Origin of the sequence: Pseudomonas sp. TR47 (assembly GCF_044143025.1) — a bacterium.
Classification (GTDB): Bacteria; Pseudomonadota; Gammaproteobacteria; order Pseudomonadales; family Pseudomonadaceae; genus Aquipseudomonas; species Aquipseudomonas putida_E.
Window position 1 is genome coordinate 80,746 of the sequence record NZ_JBHFCS010000021.1, and the last position, 20,060, is coordinate 100,805.

At 56.5% G+C, this 20,060-nt stretch carries 16 protein-coding genes; 4 read left to right on the top strand and 12 right to left on the bottom strand.

What is annotated here, in order from left to right:
* The first annotated feature begins 47 nt into the window (after positions 1-47).
* From ACEWE8_RS20185 to ACEWE8_RS20195, 3 genes are all read left to right on the top strand, one after another.
* The gene (locus ACEWE8_RS20185) at positions 48-4,949 is read left to right on the top strand and encodes a DEAD/DEAH box helicase (RefSeq protein WP_395589357.1); all 4,902 of its coding nucleotides are present in this window, start codon (positions 48-50) and stop codon (positions 4,947-4,949) included.
* 487 nt (positions 4,950-5,436) lie between these two features.
* Positions 5,437-5,646 carry an AlpA family transcriptional regulator gene (locus tag ACEWE8_RS20190; protein ID WP_256207019.1) on the top strand — a complete coding sequence of 70 codons (210 nt, stop codon included), beginning with the start codon at positions 5,437-5,439 and terminating at the stop codon, positions 5,644-5,646.
* Positions 5,646-6,701, top strand: a complete 1,056-nt coding sequence (locus ACEWE8_RS20195) for an AAA family ATPase (protein ID WP_274119154.1) — start codon at positions 5,646-5,648, stop codon at positions 6,699-6,701. The genes ACEWE8_RS20190 and ACEWE8_RS20195 overlap by 1 nt, the downstream gene beginning before the upstream one ends.
* Positions 6,702-6,845: 144 nt before the next feature.
* On the opposite strand, the gene ACEWE8_RS20200 is transcribed toward ACEWE8_RS20195, so the two are convergent.
* Positions 6,846-7,679, bottom strand: a complete 834-nt coding sequence (locus ACEWE8_RS20200) for a hypothetical protein (protein WP_340623230.1) — start codon at positions 7,677-7,679, stop codon at positions 6,846-6,848.
* Between the two features lie 128 nt (positions 7,680-7,807).
* Positions 7,808-8,383 (bottom strand): recombinase family protein, encoded by a 576-nt coding sequence (locus tag ACEWE8_RS20205; protein WP_395589358.1) that lies wholly within the window; start codon positions 8,381-8,383, stop codon positions 7,808-7,810.
* Positions 8,384-8,610: 227 nt separating this feature from the next.
* Here ACEWE8_RS20205 and ACEWE8_RS20210 point away from each other — a divergent pair, with 227 nt between their 5' ends.
* Positions 8,611-9,594, top strand: coding sequence for a hypothetical protein (locus ACEWE8_RS20210; RefSeq protein ID WP_054904418.1), 984 nt, complete (start codon positions 8,611-8,613; stop codon positions 9,592-9,594).
* 804 nt (positions 9,595-10,398) lie between these two features.
* On the opposite strand, the gene ACEWE8_RS20215 is transcribed toward ACEWE8_RS20210, so the two are convergent.
* From ACEWE8_RS20215 to ACEWE8_RS20260, 10 genes are all read right to left on the bottom strand, one after another.
* Complete coding sequence (locus ACEWE8_RS20215; RefSeq protein WP_009681604.1) at positions 10,399-10,758, bottom strand: RidA family protein; 360 nt, start codon at positions 10,756-10,758, stop codon at positions 10,399-10,401.
* Between the two features lie 36 nt (positions 10,759-10,794).
* Positions 10,795-12,165, bottom strand: a complete 1,371-nt coding sequence (locus tag ACEWE8_RS20220; RefSeq protein WP_009681605.1) for an FAD-dependent oxidoreductase — start codon at positions 12,163-12,165, stop codon at positions 10,795-10,797.
* The gene (locus ACEWE8_RS20225) at positions 12,158-12,493 is read right to left on the bottom strand and encodes a (2Fe-2S)-binding protein (protein WP_009681606.1); all 336 of its coding nucleotides are present in this window, start codon (positions 12,491-12,493) and stop codon (positions 12,158-12,160) included. Before ACEWE8_RS20225 ends, ACEWE8_RS20220 begins: the two co-directional genes overlap by 8 nt.
* Complete coding sequence (locus ACEWE8_RS20230) at positions 12,483-13,619, bottom strand: FAD-binding oxidoreductase (RefSeq protein ID WP_017638571.1); 1,137 nt, start codon at positions 13,617-13,619, stop codon at positions 12,483-12,485. The genes ACEWE8_RS20225 and ACEWE8_RS20230 overlap by 11 nt, the downstream gene beginning before the upstream one ends.
* Before the next feature lie 92 nt (positions 13,620-13,711).
* Complete coding sequence (locus tag ACEWE8_RS20235; RefSeq protein ID WP_197844851.1) at positions 13,712-14,506, bottom strand: ABC transporter permease; 795 nt, start codon at positions 14,504-14,506, stop codon at positions 13,712-13,714.
* An 11-nt stretch (positions 14,507-14,517) separates the two neighbouring features.
* Entirely contained in the window at positions 14,518-15,387 is an 870-nt protein-coding gene (locus ACEWE8_RS20240; RefSeq protein WP_009681609.1) for an ABC transporter permease, read from the bottom strand.
* Positions 15,380-16,450 (bottom strand): ABC transporter ATP-binding protein, encoded by a 1,071-nt coding sequence (locus ACEWE8_RS20245; protein WP_009681610.1) that lies wholly within the window; start codon positions 16,448-16,450, stop codon positions 15,380-15,382. The genes ACEWE8_RS20240 and ACEWE8_RS20245 overlap by 8 nt, the downstream gene beginning before the upstream one ends.
* A 40-nt stretch (positions 16,451-16,490) precedes the next feature.
* Positions 16,491-17,522 carry an ABC transporter substrate-binding protein gene (locus ACEWE8_RS20250; RefSeq protein ID WP_009681611.1) on the bottom strand — a complete coding sequence of 344 codons (1,032 nt, stop codon included), beginning with the start codon at positions 17,520-17,522 and terminating at the stop codon, positions 16,491-16,493.
* Positions 17,523-17,767: 245 nt separating this feature from the next.
* The gene (locus ACEWE8_RS20255; RefSeq protein ID WP_009681612.1) at positions 17,768-18,685 is read right to left on the bottom strand and encodes a LysR substrate-binding domain-containing protein; all 918 of its coding nucleotides are present in this window, start codon (positions 18,683-18,685) and stop codon (positions 17,768-17,770) included.
* Positions 18,686-18,836: 151 nt separating this feature from the next.
* Positions 18,837-19,979, bottom strand: coding sequence for a hypothetical protein (locus ACEWE8_RS20260; protein WP_061552265.1), 1,143 nt, complete (start codon positions 19,977-19,979; stop codon positions 18,837-18,839).
* Positions 19,980-20,060 lie beyond the last annotated feature (81 nt).

Sequence of the window (20,060 nt, forward strand, 5' to 3'; positions counted from 1 at the left end):
TTGGCGCCTGTAATGCGCCAGACGCAATCCAAAAGGAATTCCTACCGATGTCAGCCTTATCAGCTTTGCTGAATACCTACCGCAGCGCTTCTGTCACCGAACGCGAAAAAGGTACTTACTTCGAAGAGCTGATTTGCACTTACCTCCGCAACGAAGCCACCTACCGCGACCTTTACGACAAAGTATGGACGTATGCGGAGTGGGCGAAGGAACAAAGCCTCAGTGGCAAGGATGCGGGCGTTGATTTAGTGGCTCGCACCCAGGGCACCGGCGAGTACCACGCTATCCAGTGCAAGCTGTACGCCGAGGACTACAAAGTCCAGAAGAAGGACATAGACAGTTTCTTCACCGCCTCGGGCAAGGCGCCGTTCTCGCACCGCGTCATCGTCGCCACCACCAACAACTGGAGCGAGCACGCCGAGGACGCGTTGCAGGGTCAGCAGCCTCCGGTCAGTAAAATCGACCTGCAAGCCCTGGAAGACAGCCAGATAGACTGGGCCAAGTACCAGCCCAATCAGGCAGTCGCTCTCAAGGCCAAAAAGCAGCTGCGCGAGCACCAGCAAACCGCGTTGAATGCCGTGGCCGCTGGCCTCAAGGACGCCGAACGCGGCAAGCTAATCATGGCCTGCGGCACCGGCAAGACCTTCACCAGCTTGAAAATTGCCGAACAGCAGGCCGGCAAGGGTAAGCGTGTACTGTTCCTGGTGCCTAGCCTGTCGCTGCTATCGCAGACCCTAACCGAATGGACGCAGGAAAGCGCCACCCCGCTCCACAGCTTTGCCGTCTGCTCCGACAGTGACGTAGGCAAGAAGCGAAAAGCAGAGGATGACGCGGTTCAGGTGTTCACCCATGAACTGCGATACCCGGCCACTACCAAGGCAGATCGCCTCGCGGCAGAAATGCTCAAGCGTCACGATGCCGAACACATGAGCGTGGTGTTCTCCACCTATCACTCCATCGATGTGATCAGCCGTGCCCAGGCTGATCATGGCCTGGCCGCTTTCGATCTGGTGATCTGCGACGAAGCGCACCGCACCACGGGTGCCACCTTTGGTGACGATGACGAAAGCAACTTTGTGCGCGTTCATGATGCCGACTACATCCGCGCCACCAAACGTCTGTACATGACCGCCACGCCGCGCATCTACGGTGACAACGCCAAGCTCAAGGCCGAGTCCGGCGAAGTCACCCTGTGCTCAATGGATGACGAAGCGCTCTACGGCAAAGAGCTGTTCGTCATCAACTTCTCCGAGGCCGTCCAGCGCGGCCTGCTCACCGATTACAAGGTGCTAGTACTCACCGTCGAGGAAAGCACAATCAGCCGCCGCCTTCAGGAGATGCTGAAGGACGAGAACAACCAGCTCAAGGTAGACGATGCCGCCAAGATAGTCGGTTGCTGGAAGGCGCTGGCCAAGCAGGGATTGGCCGAAAACTTGGTGGGTGATGATCAGCCCATGAGGCGCGCTGTAGCTTTCTGCCAGGTCATCTCGCCCAATTACAAGGGCACCAAGCACAAGGTCAGCTCGATCAACATCGCCAGCATGTTCCAGTCGGTGGTGGAAGCTTATCAAGACTCCGAAAATATCGATGAGGACTCACGCATCATCTGCGAAGCCGCACACGTCGATGGCGGCATGAATGCTAGTGCCAAAGAAGCCAAGCTCAACTGGCTCAAAGAAGAACCGCCAGCCAATACCTGCCGCATCCTCAGCAACGTACGTTGCCTGTCTGAAGGTGTGGACGTACCAGCGCTGGACGCCGTTCTCTTCCTCACCCCGCGTAATTCCCAGGTGGACGTGGTGCAATCCGTTGGCCGGGTAATGCGCAACGCACCGGGTAAGAAGCGTGGCTATGTGGTGCTGCCCGTGGTCATTCCGGCCGGCATGGAGCCCCACGAAGCGCTCAATGACAACCAGACCTACAAAGTTGTCTGGCAGGTGCTTCAGGCCCTGCGCTCGCACGACGACAGCTTCGACGCCATGGTCAACAAGCTCGACCTGATCGGCTCTGACCCGCGCAAGATGGAAGTCATCGCCATCACCGACAAGGCCGACAAAAAGACCAAGAAAAACAGCGGAACGAGCAACGGCCAGGCTGGCAAAGGCCAATACGGCATTGGTGAGAAACGCGCTAAGTACGATGTCGAGGGTCAGATGACCCAGCAGGCCGAGCTGGCCTATGAGGTGGGGGAAATCGAGAAGGCCATCTACGCCAAGATCGTTGACAAGTGCGGTAACCGCCACCACTGGGAAGACTGGGCCAACGACATCGCCAAGATCGCCCGCACCCATATCGACCGCATTCAGGGCATCCTGGAGAACCCTGCCAACATCCAGGAAAAGACCGCATTCAATGCCTTCGCCACCGAGCTGCGCGACGACCTCAACGACAGCATCAGCGATGGCGAGATTGTCGAAATGCTCGCCCAGCACCTGGTAACCAAGCCAGTGTTCGACGCGCTGTTCGATGAGTACAGCTTCGCCAGCCACAACCCCATGTCCAAGGCCATGCAAGGCGTACTGGACGCGCTTCATGAACATCACCTGGCCAAGGAAGCCGATACCCTAGATAAGTTCTACGCCAGCGTGCGGCAACGCGCTGCCGGCATCAACAATGCCCAAGGCAAGCAGAAGATCATCGTCGAGCTGTACGACAAGTTTTTCCGCAATGCCTTCCCCAAGATGACTGAGCGCCTAGGGATCGTTTACACCCCGGTTGAGGTCGTGGACTTTATTCTGCACAGCGTCAATCACCTGCTGCAGCAGGAGTTCAGCCAGACCTTGGGCAGCAAGGGCGTCCACATCATTGACCCGTTCACCGGCACCGGTACCTTTATCACCCGCCTGATCCAGTCAGGCCTGATCAAGCCGGACGAGCTGCCGCACAAATACAGACACGAGATTCACGCCAACGAGCTGGTACTGCTGGCCTACTACATCGCGGCCATCAATATCGAAGCGGCATACCACGGCGAAGTGATTGACGAATACACCCCGTTTGAAGGTATCTGCCTGACCGACACCTTCCAGATGTACGAAAAGGACGATTTGGTAAGCGCGCTGCTGGAGGACAACAGCGCCCGGCGTCAGCGCCAGAAGGATTTGGATATACGGGTGATTGTGGGTAATCCGCCGTATTCGGTTGGTCAAGGAGATGCCAATGCCAACAATGCCAATGTGCCCTATCCATCATTGGACGCACGCATTCGTGATACATACGGAGCGCGTTCTGAAGCAACCAACAAGAACTCGCTGTATGACAGCTACATTCGCGCCATCCGATGGGCCAGCGATCGTATCGGTGATGCCGGGATCATCGGCTTTGTTACCAACGCCGGCTTTGTCGATGCCAGCACTACTGACGGACTGCGGAAGTGCCTAACTGATGAGTTTTCCAGCCTGTATGTGTTCCATCTGCGCGGGAACGCCCGCACATCAGGTGAAACACGCCGGAAGGAAAAGGACAACGTGTTTGGCATGGGTAGTCGAGCGCCTATTGCCATCTCCCTATTGGTCAAGAATCCTAACGCAGAGGCTTATGGCCAGATTAATTTCAACGACATAGGCGACTACCTCAGCCGTGAGGAAAAGCTGAAGAAGATCGCCGGCTTTAGCAGCGTGGCCGGCATCGAGCAGTGGCAGCCGATCACCCCGGATGAGCACGGGGACTGGGTTAAGCAGCGTGACGACAGCTTTAACCAGTTCATTGTATTGGGCGAAAAGGACGACAAAAGCGCACTTACACTGTTCGACAACTACTCCAATGGCGTGAAAACTCAGCGTGATGCTTGGGCCTTCAATTCCTGCAAAGCCAAATTAGCGACCAATATGGAAGGCATGATTGGTTTCTACAACGCTGAAGTAAAGCGCTTCAATGCGGCGCATCCGGGGCTGGATACCAAGGGCCGTCAGGCTCAGGTGGATGGATTTATTGACACCGATCCGACACGCATCAGTTGGACTCGCGCACTGAAGCAGGATCTTGGCAAAGATCGCAGCTATGCCTTCGAGGTCGACTGCTTGATGACTGCACTTTATCGCCCTTTCACCAAGCAATGGTTGTACTTCAACCGTCGATTCAACGAGATGGTTTACCAGATGCCGCGCATTTTTCCCGATGCCGTGGCTGAGAATTTGGTGATCGGCGTTTCTGCCACAGGTGAAAAGGTTGCATTTAGCGCCTTGATTTCTCGCCATGTACCAAGCCTTCACTTCGTGGATATTGAGGGTTCGCAGTGCTTCCCCCTGTACCTCTACGACGAAACCGCACAGGCCTCGAAAAAAGATCTCTTTTCCGAGCCCACTGAAGCCGGGCTGCGCCGGCGCGATGCCATCACCGATGCCGGCCTTGCACACTTCAATACCACCTACCCCGGCGAGCAGATCAGCAAAGAAGACCTGTTCTACTACGTCTACGGCATCCTGCACTCCCCAGACTACCGCGAGCGCTTTGCCGACAACCTGAGCAAAGAGCTGCCGCGCATCCCGGCTGTGAAGAAGGCCGCCGACTTCTGGGCTTTCAGCAAAGCAGGCCGCGCCCTGGCTGACCTCCACCTGAACTACGAAACTGTCGAGCCGTACCCGTTGACCATCGAGGCCAAGGGCACGCTGGCCGATGCCGACTACCGAGTGGAGAAGATGAAGTTCGCCAAGAAGGGCGACAAAACCACAGTCATCTATAACCCCCGTATCACCCTCAAGGGCATCCCCGAGGTGGCTTGGGATTACGTGGTCAACGGCAAAGCTGCGCTGGATTGGGTAATGGAACGCCAAGCCGTGCGCACCGACAAAGCCAGCGGCATCGTCAACGACGCCAACGACTGGGCAACCGAAACCATGGGCAACCCCAAATACCCTCTGGAGCTGTTCCAGCGCGTGGTCACCGTGAGCTTGGAAACCCAGAAAATCGTCAAGGGATTGCCCAAACTCGATATCGGTACAGATGACTAGTTGAGTCCGATAAAACGCTGAGCACTCAGTCAACTATTGCCTTGGTTGGGCCACCCTTTCCCAACCAAGGCAGAGCACCTGCTGATTGCCAGCCCGGCACTCTCATGTTAAATAGTGTTCGTCCCAAGCGATCCATATCGATCCGCAACGGTCCGCCACGTCGCCCTGGTAACGATGTTAAAAACTTTCGCCTCGTTCGCATCCGCTGAACGGGCCGCATCAACTGCCATTGGTTGATTTGCGTATCTGGCGAGGACATTCTCAGTCCGTTCTGCCACTAGAAGCCTTAGGGCCCTAGAACTTCTGTAGCCCACAACGACCTCCGACGCTACCGAACATCAATCTCGGAAACGCGCATATACCTATGCGTGTGGCAAATGCCCCTGCTCGCTATGTAGCCAGCCGATATCCGTCTTTTACCCTTTTTAGCAGTAGTGCCGGAGGACGCTGCCCCACGCTTCAGAACCTAGGACTCAAACCTATGTCAATGCACGTTAGCAACCCTGACGATGTCAGCGACGATGACAAAATTCTTCGTTTGCGCGATGTCGAGGCAATCGTCGGCCTAAAACGTTCAACGATCTATCGGAAAATTTCGGAAGGCCTTTTCCCGCGACAGCGCCTTTTGTGCGGCTCCAGCGTCGGTTGGCGTAATAGCGAAGTCCAAGCTTGGATTCGGCAAAGGGAGGCGCTGTAATGCAGCGCCGAACACCTCAACAACCGGGCTGGATGATAGAACTCACAGCAGCGGTCGATATCCCAGCGGAAAAAACCCAGTGGATTTGGCCAGGCTGGCTGCCAAAGGCAAAGTTATCCATTCTTGCCGGTGCAGGTGGATGCGGCAAAACCACGCTGGCAATCTCGCTGGCCGCCACGCTCAGCAGAGGTGGTGACTGGCCAGACGGCAGCAAATGTGAGGCAGCAGGCAACATCGTAATCTGGAGCGGCGAGGATGGTATCGCTGACACGATCATTCCCCGCCTTACGGCTGCAGATGCAGACCTAACCCGCGTGCACATAATCGAAGGGCTAAGTGATCAGCGCGGGAACAGGCGACAGTTTGATCCTGCAGCCAACTTTGCCCTTTTGAATGAGGCAGCCGCACGTATTGACGGCGTTTCATTGCTGATTTTCGATCCACTGATCAATCTTATTCGTGGAGATATGCACCGAGCAAACGAGGTTCGGCAAGGGCTACAAATGGTAGTGGATTTTGCAGAGCGGCATTGTTGCGCTGTCCTCGGCATATCTCACCTGAGCAAAGGTACGGCCCAGTCCTCCGCCGCTAATCGTGTAATCGGCAGCCAGGCATTCTCCGCGCTCGCTCGCACTGTACTGGTGGCAGAGAAGGATCAAAATTCAGAAGCCAGGGTGCTTGTCCGAGCCAAGTCCAACGTTTCGATTGATAACGGAGGAATCGAGTATTTCGTTGAGCCCATCGTTATAGACGAGCAGTTGGAGACAACCTGCATCCGATGGGGAGAGGCCATCGATGGTAGCGCTGAAGCCATTCTCGCTGCGATCGAGCAAGCGGGTGACGCCAGACCCGCATCAGCTACTCAAGAAGCGCGTAGCTTTCTTGAGGAGACGTTGCAAGCTGGGCCTGTTGCAATCAATGCGTTGATGGCTTTAGCTGAAGAACGTTGCATTTCTTCGGCGTCACTTCGCAGAGCCCAGAAACAGCTAGGTATACGTTCACACAAAACAGGTATGCAGGGCGGATGGGCATGGGAGCTTCCCACCGCTCCCTGAAGGCGCTCAACGCACGTCGAAGGTGCTCAATACTCGTGTTGAGCATCTTCGTTTTTATTGAACGCCTTCGACTCGCGAGAGAGTCTGTATGACTGATTCCGCAGATAAAACCCCAGCACGCCAGGCGCACAGGTCGACCACGAACTACTTCCCAATGAAATAGAGATTGCCGTTCTTGTTGTAAATAGCGGCAGGTCGGAAGTCCTTAGGCCAATTCCGTCCAGGGTAGTATGCATAGATCCATTCGGGCAGGTGACGAGCAATACCCGCCAGCGCATCCATGCCGTCCTTATCAGCTCTGCTAGCGTCAGCAAATAGTTCGCCTGAGGGATCGGTCAGGAAAATCGGGCCGTAGGCTTTCTCGGCCGAAATGAATGCTGGCGCAGCGCTCGCCGGAGCGTCGAACGGTGCAGGGTTCCCAGCAGCCAAATCTGCAAGCCTGTCGTATTTCTTGCCTGATCCGTCAGCGTACTTAGCCGGCTCATGACGCAACTTTGAGATTTTCCCACCGAAGTATTTTTCTCTCGCATCCAGCCAGGCCAACCTGACCAACGCAGATGCCTCCTTTGGGTTAGACGCGAGTTCCTCAGGCACCCACGCAGCAACCTGGTAATGATAGACAGGGCCAGCGCTGCCACCACCCAGCAAGAACAACCCGACGCCAAGAGAGGCTGCTCCTGCGCTGCTAAAACCAGTTGGAGGTGACACGTATCCCAAACCTGCCGTCGCCAGACCTCCAGAGCCTCCCGAAGTCCCCAGCGCGCTCAAGTTATTTACCTCGTTCCCGACCATTTCCCTTGGAATATCGCGCTGACCATCGATGCGCATGGCTTCCAGAACCAGCATGGCATCGGACCATTTCTCGCGAGGAACATTTTTAGGTTCTGGCAACGTGACCCTCGGGGTACTGGAGCACCCAACTAGCGCAACCAACAGCAAGGTACCAACGCATCCCTTCACAGAAAAATACACCGACATGAAAACTCCCTATTTTTATTCAGTGGTAGTCCGGCACACGTAGTGCGCCGGAAACATCCGTCACTTGCCTGCCAAGTCATAGCGCCCAAAATTATCTGGGCAACTTCAGCGGAAAATACCACCACCACTTAAACGACCGCAGATGATTTCTGCGAACCGACGTAGCGGTAAAGCGTTGTTCGAGAAACGCCATACCGTCGGGCAACATCGGTCACCTGTATCTCAGGATCTCTGAGAAGAGCTCGTATCTCACGTACCTGACGATCATCCAGCGCAGGCTTGCGTCCACCGTTTCTCCCACGGGCACGAGCCGCAGCCAGCCCTGCGGGAGTTCGCTCTCGAATGAGGTTGCGCTCGAACTCCGCCAGGGCAGCGAACACGTGAAAGATCAGCTTACCGGCAGCGCTGGTGGTTTCGATTCGTTCGGTCATGGATTCGAAGGCCACCCCTTCCCGCTCCAAGCTACTGACAATCCCAACCAAGTCAGGCAGAGAACGACCGAGACGGTCCAGTCGCCAGACAACCAGAGTGTCACCACTACGCAGAGCTGTTAGGCAATGCCCAAGCTCCGGTCTGTCCGCCGACTTGCCGCTCATGGTCTCCTCGTAGACTGTTGAGCACCCAGCCAGAGCAAGTGCATCTCGCTGCAGGTCGAGGTTCTGATCATCAGTCGACACTCGGGCATACCCAATCCGCTTTCCCATACGTTTTTCTCACACTGATTTCGGTACAGGAAAAGTGACAGGAAAGCGGTAAATCCCAAGTTCAAAAGATCATTTGGAATAGGTGTGCCATAAACGACCGTTTACGGGATGGATGCGCTCGTCAATTTCAGGCGCTAAATGCAACCGAAAACGAAGCCCAGGATATTTTTTCTCGCTCAACATTTCCTTTAGCAGCTCAGCACCTGAGCTGAATGGAGAAATGACCCATGAAGCAGAGTTTCCACTCACATTTTGATCGGGACTTGACCAAGGCCGGCTCGGCGGTACTCGGGGAGGCAGTCCGACGCGGGCTACTTGGGCAACACGAGGCCATGATCCACGACCAGCAATGGGCGCAGTTCTGTGTTTATGCCAGGGACTCTCATGAGGTGGATATCCTGGAATTCGTCAATAAAAAACTTGTGAGGGAGTACGGGGAAGAGCTGTACATCCAGGCATACCAAGGGAACCTTCCGCAGCAAAACGTAATCGCTCTGCTTGAGACTGTACATTCAGTAATGAGCTTCGCAAGTGATGGACGCTGGAAGGGCTCAGCGGCTGATGCTGGTAGCCGGCTTGGCTTTCCAAGCCATGCACGGATTACGGTACCTCGCGGTCTTGACCGAACTAGGTTTGAAGCCGCGATGGTAGATATTCAGACTCTCCACTCAGAGCAGCTAGCAACATTGATCAGATTGGTTCGATACCTCGGCATGTCAATGCTAGACGCTTTTTTCTTCGACGCAGAAGATGCTCATAAAGAAGCCGAGGCGGAAAACATCTTTTATGCGTTCAGCAAAGATAAGCGTGAGCATCGGATCATTAATATTTCTGATCCTGAGCAAATTGTCATTCTGGATAAGGCCGCAGCATTTCAAAAACGACATGGCAGCAGGCGCCCGAAGCCTGCAGCTTGGCGTACATGGAAATCAAAGAACCTACCTGCAGCGCAAGAGCTTTTACTTTCTCACGGACTAAACATTGATGACTGTCGCGCAGCATATGCCTGCGAGCTCTACCAGCGGTCGTCTGGTCACCACGCCCCGATTCTTGGAGGAAAAGCACCCGACGATGAGGATCTGGAGGCTCGGAATGACGTCGCCTACGAGTTAGGGCATTTGCATATTTGGGAAACTGATGCGTACGTCGGTGCCAGGGCCTACATGCGGAAAGAGCCTGCAGGCACCGGGCGCAAAGCCGTCACACAGTAGATTTGGGATTCGATCAAAAGCCCTTAACCTTTAGACCTCAAATCAAAGGAGTAAGGGCATGGATCGTTTTGAGCTGCTTGTATATGCCGTGCTTGCCGTCGTCAGTGCGCTGACCATCGCAGGCGCTATTGGCTACATGGTCGCAGCGCGTCTGGACAAAAAGCGTGGCGACGACTGAGTCTTCAGCGGTACGGCCAGCTACCTGCAGCAAACTGCCCGCTGCCTCTTTTGGCAGCGGGCGCTGATCCAAATCCAACGGCAGGGCACCCTACCGCTGCGATACGCAGTATTTTCCCAAGCCTGTGAGGTCATGGGATGACTTCGGAAGGGCTGCCAGTTTCGGCACCCTAGCGAAAGTGAGCAAAACGCCGAAGCGTTTAGATCAGCTACATGCACGCACGCCATGTGGCGAGCTAGCTTGCCCAACAAGATAAACTCGTGCGCCGACTCGCTGACAACAGCTGACCTTGGGTTTTCAGGAAGTTACCGGAGAGTGTCTAGCGACCTCATCTATCCGGAGCACAAGCATGGAATTTCGTCACCTCGGTAACGGGCAATACTTCCCGCCTATTGCACCAAACGGTCGGGTTTACGCTGTACCTCTTGGGCAGGAAACCCAGGTACAGATTTTCTGCCTGGCCCCAGTATCCCCCCGGCTGATTGGTAAGCCGTGGGCGCAGCGGCGCACCTTGCGCCGGTGCGCGCGCTCACGCCAGTCAGAAGCTGTAGTTGAAACGCCTCATCACATTGCGCGGTGCCGTGAACACCGTACAGACCGGTTTAGCTGTAGTACTGCGAGGCGGCTTACTCAGCAACCGCGGCGGTCACGATGATCTCGACCAGCACATCCGGCGCGCCCATGTCGCACTGGGCGGTGGCGCGCGTGGGGGCGCAACCCGGTGCGGTCCAGGCGTTCCAGACCTCATTCATGCTGTCGAAGTCACGGGCCAGGTCTTTGATCCAGATTTGCGCTGTCAGCACCCGGCTTTTGTCTGAGCCCGCCTTCTCAAGATAAGCTTCAATTTTCGCCAATGTATCGCGTGTTTGGCCGGCGATATCTTGAGTGCGGTCATCGGCGGTCATCCCGCCGACATAAATCACACCATTATAAATAACGACCCGGCTACGGCGCGGGTCAGTTTCGATGCGAACGATATCACTCATATAGGCTCCTGGATTTTAGTATGAAGAACGGGCGAACTAATGTGTAAGTTCGCCCAGTAAAATAGGTTTGATAGGGGCGCGAACGCGGTAGTGGCCGACCTCGTTAGGATCGACGTTGCGCGTTTTCGCGATAATTTCGGTGACGGTTAAACCGCAGAAACGTCCTTGGCATGGCCCCATGCCGCAGCGGCCAAATGCCTTGGTTTGATTCGGCCCATGGCAGCCCAACGCTACATAGCTGCGAATCTGCCCAGCAGTCACTTCCTCGCAGCGGCACACCAGCACGTTATCGTCTGCGGGAATTCTATTTTCCTCCTGGGGGCGATAAAGAACATCCAGGAACTTTCTGATGCTCGTAGCGTTTTCCAACTGCTGAGCCAGTCCGGCCAGTTGATGTCCCAAGCCCTGCAAACTTCCAAGCTGCGCCCCAATTGCCAAGGCCGCCAAGCGTCCCTGTACAGCAGATGCCTTGGCGCCGACGATGCCTCGGCTATCACCGGCGACGTAGATCACGGTGTCGCCCAGGCGTCCATGCTCATCGGTATGCGGCAACCAGCAAAGTTGCTCGGGGCTCCAATAGTGCGCGGCGCCCGTCGAGAGGCTGAGTTGCGCATTCGGGACCACCCCTTGATGCAGTAACACCAGAGAAGACGCGACGGACGTGCGCTGCCCGCGATGTTTGAATTGAATGCCTTGGGCCGCATGGTCCCCCACGATTGCCAGGTCGGTAGCGCCCGAGTAAACCTTGACCCCGTGACGCTTGATCGACGCGAGCAGCTTCATGCCCTTGGCAAGATCACGCCAGCCTTTGAGCGCACCAGCCGCTTCGCGCAACGCCCGGACATAAGCCGACTGTGGTGTGGTGTCCACCAACGCCTTGATCGCCACGCCTGCCCTGAGGTATTGCCAAGCCAAGAGGTAGAGCAGCGGACCGCAACCGGCGAGGACAACGGGCTCGGTAGGCAGTGCACCAGCCCCTTTGAGCATGATCTGACCGGCACCCGCGCCCATTACACCAGGTAACGTCCAGCCTTTGATGGGGAATGGTCGCTCCATGGCGCCGCTGGCCAGTACGACATACTTGCCGACGATGTCTTCATTATGGCCATTGGCGATGTAATTGATTTCCCCCGAAGCGGCCACGTTCCAGACCACCGCACCGGTGATGTGGATAGCACCGCTGGCTTTGAATTCACGAGCAAGGGCTCGGCCTGCGACGTAATCCGCGCCGAGGATGTGTTGTATGGCTTCAGGAGCGGACTCGATCCGCCGATAGATCTGGCCGCCGAGCGCTGGTTGCTCGTCCAGCACGACCACCGTCAACCCCTGGGCGCGTGCCTGGCAGGCTGCGGCCATTCCAGCTGGGCCGGCACCGACGACCACCAGGTCTACCGGGACATTATTCATGGCACCCTCCCATTTCGCCGAGGTCCAGTGCCACAGCGCCGAGTTGACGCTTGATATGCATGCCGTCGCGCACCGGGACCATGCAACTTTGCCGTGCGGGTACGCCGTCGATTTCAACGAGGCATTCAAAGCAAACACCCATCATGCAGTACGGAGCGCGGGAAACATTACCGACGATACTGGAGCGGAAATCACGGGCGCCTTGGGTCAGCAACGCGGCAGCCACACTGATGCCCTCGGCGACGCGCAATTCTTGCCCCTCGAATGTGATTTTTACCGTCCGCCCAGCAGGCGCGTTCGAAACAGAAAAAAGCGGCTTAGTGGTCATGGGTAAAACTCGCGTTGGGGTCTAGGAATCTGTCGCTGTGGAACCCTTCGAAGTTCGGGGGTGAGGGTGTTATGCCCCCGACCCAGGGCCCGATGACGTAGGCGTGGATTGCCGCCAGTGTCACGCCGCTATGACAAATAACGGCATAGGCCCCTGGGCACGTCGTCGAACTCTGGTACACCGGGTAGCCGTCGGGGGTTAAAGGCCGAATGGCGCCCCATGCTCGAACGAGCCTCACATCCTTGAGGGCGGGAAACGTATCTACAGCCCGTTCGGCGAGCCAGCTGATCTTGTCAGGTGTCGTGCGATCATCCAGACCGACATCTTCTGAAGTCGAGCCGATCTGCACCGACCCTTCCTTGGTCTGCCGCGCCTTGTTCGTCGGGTAGGGGATAAACGGCTTGAGCCGCTCGGTGATCAGCACTTGCCCGCGCGTCGGGCGGGTTGGGGCATGCAACCCCACTTGCGATGCCAACTCGGAGATCCCGATACCGGCGGCGAGTACGAGCCTGTCGCTGTTCCAGGATTGGCCATCCCGGGAACGCGCCGTGAATTTACCGGTACCGGGGTCCTGCGAGACCGCAACAACGTCAACGCCAGAAATGATATCTGCCCCCTTCATTTTCAGACCCGCATGCAGTGCCCTGAGCAGCATCAAGGGGTTGGCGTGGCCATCATGAGTACCGAAGCTTCCGCCGACGACCTTGGGGCCTAGCCCAGGCAAATGCTGCCTCAGCTCTGCAGGGCCCATCATTTGATAGGGGATATCACCCACTGCTTTGTTGATTTTCTCAAGCAAGTCCGCCCGCGCTTGTACCTCTTTTTCGCTGAACCCAAGCCAGAAGCCGCCCGTTTGCTCAAGCCCCGTATCGACACCCGTCAGGCTGAGCAACTCCCGGTGCAGTTCCGGCCACTGTCTTACGGCATCGCGCGTCCATTGCGCATAGCGGGGCATCCCACCACCTTTGCTCGATAACCAGACCAGGCCAAAATTTCCCCGAGAGGCGCGTAATGCGGCATCCCCTTGGTCGAGGACGGTGACCTTAAGGCCCCTGCGCGCGGCACCGTAGCCAATTGCCGCGCCGACGAGTCCACCGCCCACTACGATCATGTGTTCTTTGCTCATACTTCACCTCCGCAACTGTGCGGCAGCTCTTGAAAAAAGGGCGAGCGGCTCCTCGCTGCCAAAGTCTTTGGAAGCGAAAAGTGCACCTGGGCCTATTTTTTACCGATTAATACTTTGTCCAAACCGACAATACGGTCTAGCAAAAACATGAGGATCATCGTTCCCACAATCATTACCGTGGAAACCGAAGTCGTCACCGGGTCGGTCATCAATGCGATCCGTTCATACAGGGCAACCGGAAGTGTCGTAGTACCCGGGGTGGAGACGAATATCGTCATGGTGACTTCATCGAAACTTTGAATGAAGGCCAATAACCAACCGCCGGCCACGCCTGGGAGAATCAAGGGAAACAACACTTTCCAAAAGGACACATATTTAGAGGCGCCGAGTGAGCGTGCCGCCAGTTCCGCATCGCGATCAATCCCGATGACAGCCGCCAGGGTAAGCCGCAGTGAGTAAGGCGTGACGATCAATGCATGCACCAATAACAGCCCGATGAACGAACCCGAAATCCCCGCCACTGAAAAGAACCTGAGAAACGCTACACCAAGCACGACATGAGGAATCATCAAGGGGGAGAGAATCAATGATGTAAGTGCTTCGCGTCCGGCGAAACGGTATTTGGCAATAGCTATCGCGGCGGGTACCGCGACAATGGACGCAATCGTCGCCGCGCCAAGCCCCAGCCACACCGAGAGCCAAAACGCATTGATCAACTCCGGGGCGTCCCAAATGGCTTTGTACCACCGCCACGAGGCGCCGTCGAAAGGCATCGATATATAGCCCTTGTCTGAGAAAGAGACCAATACAATGATCAACAGCGGCGCCACAATGAAACTGACGAACAGTGTGTGGAAGAGTATTGCAAAGGGTCCGTTACTTTCCAGGCTGCGATCACTCATACGAACACCTGCTTGAATTTTCGCTCGATCAATCGATTGCTGCCGATCACCACGAAGACAATGGCAATAAGCAAGAGCACCGCAATGGAAGCGCCCAATGGCCAGTTCATCGTGGAGAGAAATTCATCGTAGATCGCCGTGGTGACGACTTTGACGCCGCGACCGCCGATCATCGCCGGCGTGGCGAAGGCCGAGGCAGACAAGGTAAAGACGATGATCCCGCCAGACAAAATACCCGGCATCAGCTGCGGCAGCACAACGCGCCTGAAGGTGGTCACCGGGCCGGCCCCGAGGGAGCGGGCCGCATGGGCAATCTGGCCATCGACTTTTTGCAGCGTGCTCCATACCGAGATCACCATGAAAGGCATCATCACATGGGTCAGGGCAATCACTACCCCGGTCAGGGTAAACATGAGCTGTAGTGGCTGGTCGATCAGACCGAGTGCCATCAGCGCTGAGTTGATAAAACCTTCACGTCCCAACAACAGCGACCATCCCAACGTCCGTACCACCACGGAAATGAGTAACGGGCCGAGTATCACGACGAAAAAGCCACCTTGCCATGCGGGCCGCATGCGCGAAAGGATCAGCGTTTCAGGAACGCCAATGGCAATGCAGACGGCGGTGACGCCCAGTGACATCAAAGCGGTACGGGCAAACAGCTCGTAATAGAAACTGTCGCTGAGTACCTCCAGGTAACTGGCCAAGGTATAACTGTTTTGAGTGCCACTCATGGCGTCGAACACATTGAATGAAAGCATGCCAGTCAATGCGATGGGTACGACGAGCAACCCTAGAAACAACAGGAGCGCGGGCAGCGAGAGTACCCACTGAGCACCATTGGCGCGGTAGGTAGTGTCAGCCATGGGCGGCCTCCGCGGATACGACCTGCAGGTCGCCGTCGCCCCAACCGATGCCGACCGTTTCGCCTTCTTGAGGCTGGCGCTCGCCATTGTTCGGTGCTGTCATCTTCAACGCGCCCAAGGCGCTTTCGATTTCGTAATACCACAGGCCACCGAGGAACAAACGTGATGCAATACGCCCCTCGGCTTTCCCAACGCCGGGCGGGGTGAAGCGGATGCGCTCAGGCCGGATGAACAGCATGGCGTCGTCGCCCACCTTGAGCTGCTGCCGGTTCGCGGGCACGACGATGCCGTCCAGGTGGACCAATGCCTGTCCCTGGGAGATGGACTTCACCTTGCCCATGAGAATATTGGTCTGACCCAGGAAGCGCATGGCGAAGCTGGAGGTGGGCTGGTCGTAGACATCTTGAGGCTTACCCAGCTCTGCGATGCAACCGTCGGCCATCACAGCGATTCGGTCGCTCATTGTCATGGCTTCGACTTGGTCATGGGTGACCAAGATAGTAGTAATGCCGAGCCGGCGCTGGAGCGCCCGGAGCTCAACATGCATTTCACCCCTGAGCTTAGCGTCGAGGTTCGACATAGGCTCATCGAGCAGCAAGACACTCGGACGGATCGTCAAAACCCGTGCGATAGCGACACGCTGCCGTTGGCCACCGGACAACTCCCGTGGATAACGCGCCCCGAGCCCCGACAGACGGACCATCGCGAGCGCTTCTTCGACACGCGTCGCCAGCTCTTGTTTAGGCACTTTGCGCATCTGCAACCCGAAGCCGACGTTTTCGGCAACGGTCATATGCGGGAACAGTGCATAGCTTTGGAATACGATGCCCATGTCACGTTTTTCAGGCAGCATGCTGGTGATGTCGTTGCCACCGAGATGGACAGAACCCGTGGTAGGGGAAATAAATCCCGCGACCATCTGAAGTGTCGTCGTTTTTCCGCATCCCGAGCCACCCAGCAGCGAGATGAACTCACCGCTCTTAACCTCTAGGTCCAAGTTGCGCACAGCGGTAAAGCCGCCCGAATAGGTTTTCGAGAGCCCTCGGATAATCAAATTACTCATGGCCAATACTCACTATTATTATCATCGTCGAGAAAAGCGCTCACTCAACGGTACGGCTCCACTGTTTTGTCCATTCAGCACGTTTACGGTTAACGGTGTCCCAGTCTATCGGCACCAGCTGCGCAAGCTTCTCTTCGCCATAAGGGACCTCTTCGGCCAAACCCTCTTCGAGCTTGGCTTGCCGGTTGACGGGGCCGAAGCCCTCGGTGGCGAACTTGGCCTGCACACTGGGAGACGCCAGGTATTGAATCAGCGCTTGAGATTTTTCTGCGAGCTTATTCCCGGAAACTACACAGGCCGAAGCAATAATGGCGGGTGTGCCTTCTTTTGGATAAACAAACTCGATAGGAAAGCCTGTTTTTTTCAACGCCACGGCACGGTTGCTACCCCAGACAGCAATATCGATATCGTTGCTCTGGAACATCTGCGCTAATTGGGCATTCGAAGAGGTCCACGCCAATACATTGGGCGCGACATTTTCACGAACGGCTTTGAAGCCTGGGTCCATATCATGCTCACCGCCACCGTTGATGCGGGAGAACATGATCAAGGTATTTAGGCCGAACGTACCGGAGATAGGGTTGGAGGCGACGCGCTTGGCATATTTGGGGTCCGCGATGTCGGACCACGATGTGGGCGCCGCCCAACCATTCTTGGCGAAGACTGCTTTATTGTAGGCAATGCCCGTCGCCACCAGCCCGATACCGACCGCCTTACCCTTGAAGTTCGAGGCTGCGGCGATATCGTAGATGTCCTGATACACCGGCGACTGCGCCAAGTTATCGCACAGGCCAAATTGCACGGCGTAATGCATGGGGCCGTCGTCAAACAAGGCAACGTTGATTTGCTGACTGGCTCGCTGCGCTTGCAATTTGGCAAGGTTTTCACTCGAGCTGCCCGGCACATAAACGACGTTGACATCATGCTTGGCTTCGAACTCGGGAAGGATGACCGTTTCAAAGGTCTTTTGAAAGTCGCCGGAATACCCTGCGAAATAGAGCGTGTCTTGCGCATACGCGCCGCTGCTAAGCGTAATGGCGCTGGCCAATGCAAAGGTGTTGATTTTTTTCATGTCAGCTTCCCCTCCTCACGCGAGTTAACGAGGCAGTGGTCCGCCTCTGTTTTGACTCAATTGGGTAACATCAGTCGGCAGAAGCCCAGCTTCAATGCACGGACTATAATTGTTGTCTTCCAGGAGACGCTTAGCGCCCCAGTTCCGGCTGAACACAACGTTAAGGGGAGCAGCGGTGGACAAGCAAATAGAATATCGCCTTGGCCTATGCACTGGTGATATACCCCCCCTCCCGGGAGCAATCCCTACGCCGGCGCTTTACACCCGAGGCTCTCGAGTTCGCGGGCCAGCACGTCTTTGACGGTCGTCACGAAGTCTGAAATCAACCGATCGTTCGCGCGCTCTTTGGGGTAGATGATGTACCCCTGATGTTTTACGGTGGGCAGAAAAGGCCGCGTCACCATGCCCGAATGGCGGTAATCCAATGAGGCGAGCGGGTTCACGATCGATAGGCCTAGCCCCTGCATGACCAGCGAACAGGTGATTGAACTGTAAGAGGTCTCTAGGCGAATGTGCCGGTCAATACCGGCGTTTTCAAAATGGGTGTCGACCAGTGAGTAGCCATGTTCGGTGCGGGGCAGCGAGATGAAAGGCTCATTCGCCAGGTCCTGGGGGGTTATCACGTCCTTGCGTGCGAGCCGATGGTCTGCAGGCATCACGCAGACGGCGTCTACCTCATACAGGTGCTCATAGGCCAGGCCATAGTTGTTATTGACCTGGGAGACCAAGCCGACATCACAGGTTTGATCTTCAACCCAGCGTGCCACTGTCGTTGCGTGGCCGGTATGGATGGACACGCTGACTTCGGGCAGATTTTGACAAAACTGCTGCATCACCCTGGGCACCAGGCCCAGCGCAAGCATCTGTACTGCGGCGACCGTCAGCGCGCCACCGCTGAACCGCTTGATCCGCTTGGCGGCTTCGTCCAGATGGTGCAGCCCCGCAAAGCTTCGTTGTACCTCCTTGAAGAAGGACCGGGCGTCACTGGTGGGCACCAGTCGCCCTGGCAATCGCTCGAAAAGTTTCAAGCCGGTTTTTTGTTCAAGCAGCGCAATCGCTCTGCTCACATTAGGTTGTGAGGTGTGCAGCGTCTGCGCGGCCGCAGTGGTTGAGCCCGACAACATGACGGCCCTGAACGCCTCAATTTCAGAGAACCTCATCATGGAAAAGTCTCCAATATCGCTTTCTCCACAGCGCCAATATTCAGCTTGCCGGTATGCCGAATCAGTGTTTCAGCCTCTCTCAAAGCAATCACCCCCAATGCAGGACTCGCGCAGCGCTGCGTTAAACGCTTAATGTACCCCAGGTCCATCATCACACGGCGACGGGATGCTCCTTCGCTGCGCCAGGCTCGACGATGGCGGCGCTCAGTCTTGCAGCAACCCTGCGCGTCGGCGATTCGTCGTAATTATCACCTGTTAGTCGCAGCTTACGCCTGTGGTCTTCCTCGGCGCCAAACGCGGCCTCAATCATGATGAGGTGCGCCATCACTTCATCGATGCCGTCAGAAAGAAACGCACGGACCAGGAAGTGTTCGACAGGAGTTGAGAAAAGCTCCGACGCTTGGGGGCTAGCTACACGCAGCAGCTCCCACCTGGCTTCCAGTGCCTGCCGCACATCCTCGGCGGTTGCCCAAGTTCGCAGCCACATAGGGCGTTCGGCTTCCTCCCACTCGTCGTGGTCCACTTGGAAGGAGCACGGCTCCCACGTCAGCCGCTCAGGGTGGGGCGGCGGGTGCGGGAAAGCGCACAGGTCATCGTCGAGGGTATAGACCCAAGGCAGCCGGAAACCCCGCCAGTCCACTTCGGTCATCTCGGCCCAGTCTTCCCATGGCGCCAGTAGCAGGAAAAACAGTGCACGTTCTACCGCAGCGGGGAAGCGCCCGCTGTGGGGAACAATCTCGCCCAGATCCTTTCCGATGGGGAAATCCAGCCAGGAGAACTGGCGATTGCCCGATTCGCTGCGAACAGATACGTCCTCCTCTACGACCATCCAATGAAACTGGGACAGGCGCTGAGCGTCCAGCTGCATGTCTGGATAGCAGCGCTCTAAGCGGGGCGCATTGAACAAAACCTCAAGTTCGGTATCGGCGAATCGACCCATCCGGGCATTGCCAAACTGGAAGGACGGGAGCTCATCGGCCATATCGAGCGGGCAGAGGTAACGCCGCTTAGTGGTGGTACGTTGAAACTCATGAGCCAACAGGCCAGCCACCTTAGCCATGTCTGGCATGGACTGGTTAGACAGATGAGGGGTGCTGCATGGCAGCCCCAGCGACCTAAGCGCATTGCCGATGGAGACCTCCAGCCCGAAGGTGGATTTTCCGCTGTAGTAGCGTTTGGTGAGCAACTCCTTCAGTGCGACGAACTCGCGGCTGCTCCAGAGATTCTGCGAGCCAGGTGGCGGGATGTCCCACAGCGCTTGAAGGGCAGCGACAAGAGATTTATCTGCGGACATGAGTGGCTCGACCCTCCCTGGAATATCTGTTCAAATGGTCCCTGATGGAGATTACTGAATCGCCCCTGGTTTCCTAGACAC

Excerpts from the sequence above, each read along its gene's own strand:
- ACEWE8_RS20195 (WP_274119154.1), top strand. The coding sequence starts at position 5,646 with ATGCAGCGCCGAACACCTCAACAACCGGGCTGGATGATAGAACTCACA.
- ACEWE8_RS20245 (WP_009681610.1), bottom strand. The coding sequence starts at position 16,450 with ATGAGTAATTTGATTATCCGAGGGCTCTCGAAAACCTATTCGGGCGGC.
- ACEWE8_RS20205 (WP_395589358.1), bottom strand. The coding sequence starts at position 8,383 with ATGGGAAAGCGGATTGGGTATGCCCGAGTGTCGACTGATGATCAGAAC.
- ACEWE8_RS20225 (WP_009681606.1), bottom strand. The coding sequence starts at position 12,493 with ATGACCACTAAGCCGCTTTTTTCTGTTTCGAACGCGCCTGCTGGGCGG.
- ACEWE8_RS20220 (WP_009681605.1), bottom strand. The coding sequence starts at position 12,165 with ATGAATAATGTCCCGGTAGACCTGGTGGTCGTCGGTGCCGGCCCAGCT.
- ACEWE8_RS20255 (WP_009681612.1), bottom strand. The coding sequence starts at position 18,685 with ATGATGAGGTTCTCTGAAATTGAGGCGTTCAGGGCCGTCATGTTGTCG.
- ACEWE8_RS20230 (WP_017638571.1), bottom strand. The coding sequence starts at position 13,619 with ATGAGCAAAGAACACATGATCGTAGTGGGCGGTGGACTCGTCGGCGCG.
- ACEWE8_RS20185 (WP_395589357.1), top strand. The coding sequence starts at position 48 with ATGTCAGCCTTATCAGCTTTGCTGAATACCTACCGCAGCGCTTCTGTC.
- ACEWE8_RS20260 (WP_061552265.1), bottom strand. The coding sequence starts at position 19,979 with ATGTCCGCAGATAAATCTCTTGTCGCTGCCCTTCAAGCGCTGTGGGAC.
- ACEWE8_RS20240 (WP_009681609.1), bottom strand. The coding sequence starts at position 15,387 with ATGGCTGACACTACCTACCGCGCCAATGGTGCTCAGTGGGTACTCTCG.
- ACEWE8_RS20200 (WP_340623230.1), bottom strand. The coding sequence starts at position 7,679 with ATGTCGGTGTATTTTTCTGTGAAGGGATGCGTTGGTACCTTGCTGTTG.
- ACEWE8_RS20210 (WP_054904418.1), top strand. The coding sequence starts at position 8,611 with ATGAAGCAGAGTTTCCACTCACATTTTGATCGGGACTTGACCAAGGCC.
- ACEWE8_RS20215 (WP_009681604.1), bottom strand. The coding sequence starts at position 10,758 with ATGAGTGATATCGTTCGCATCGAAACTGACCCGCGCCGTAGCCGGGTC.
- ACEWE8_RS20250 (WP_009681611.1), bottom strand. The coding sequence starts at position 17,522 with ATGAAAAAAATCAACACCTTTGCATTGGCCAGCGCCATTACGCTTAGC.
- ACEWE8_RS20190 (WP_256207019.1), top strand. The coding sequence starts at position 5,437 with ATGCACGTTAGCAACCCTGACGATGTCAGCGACGATGACAAAATTCTT.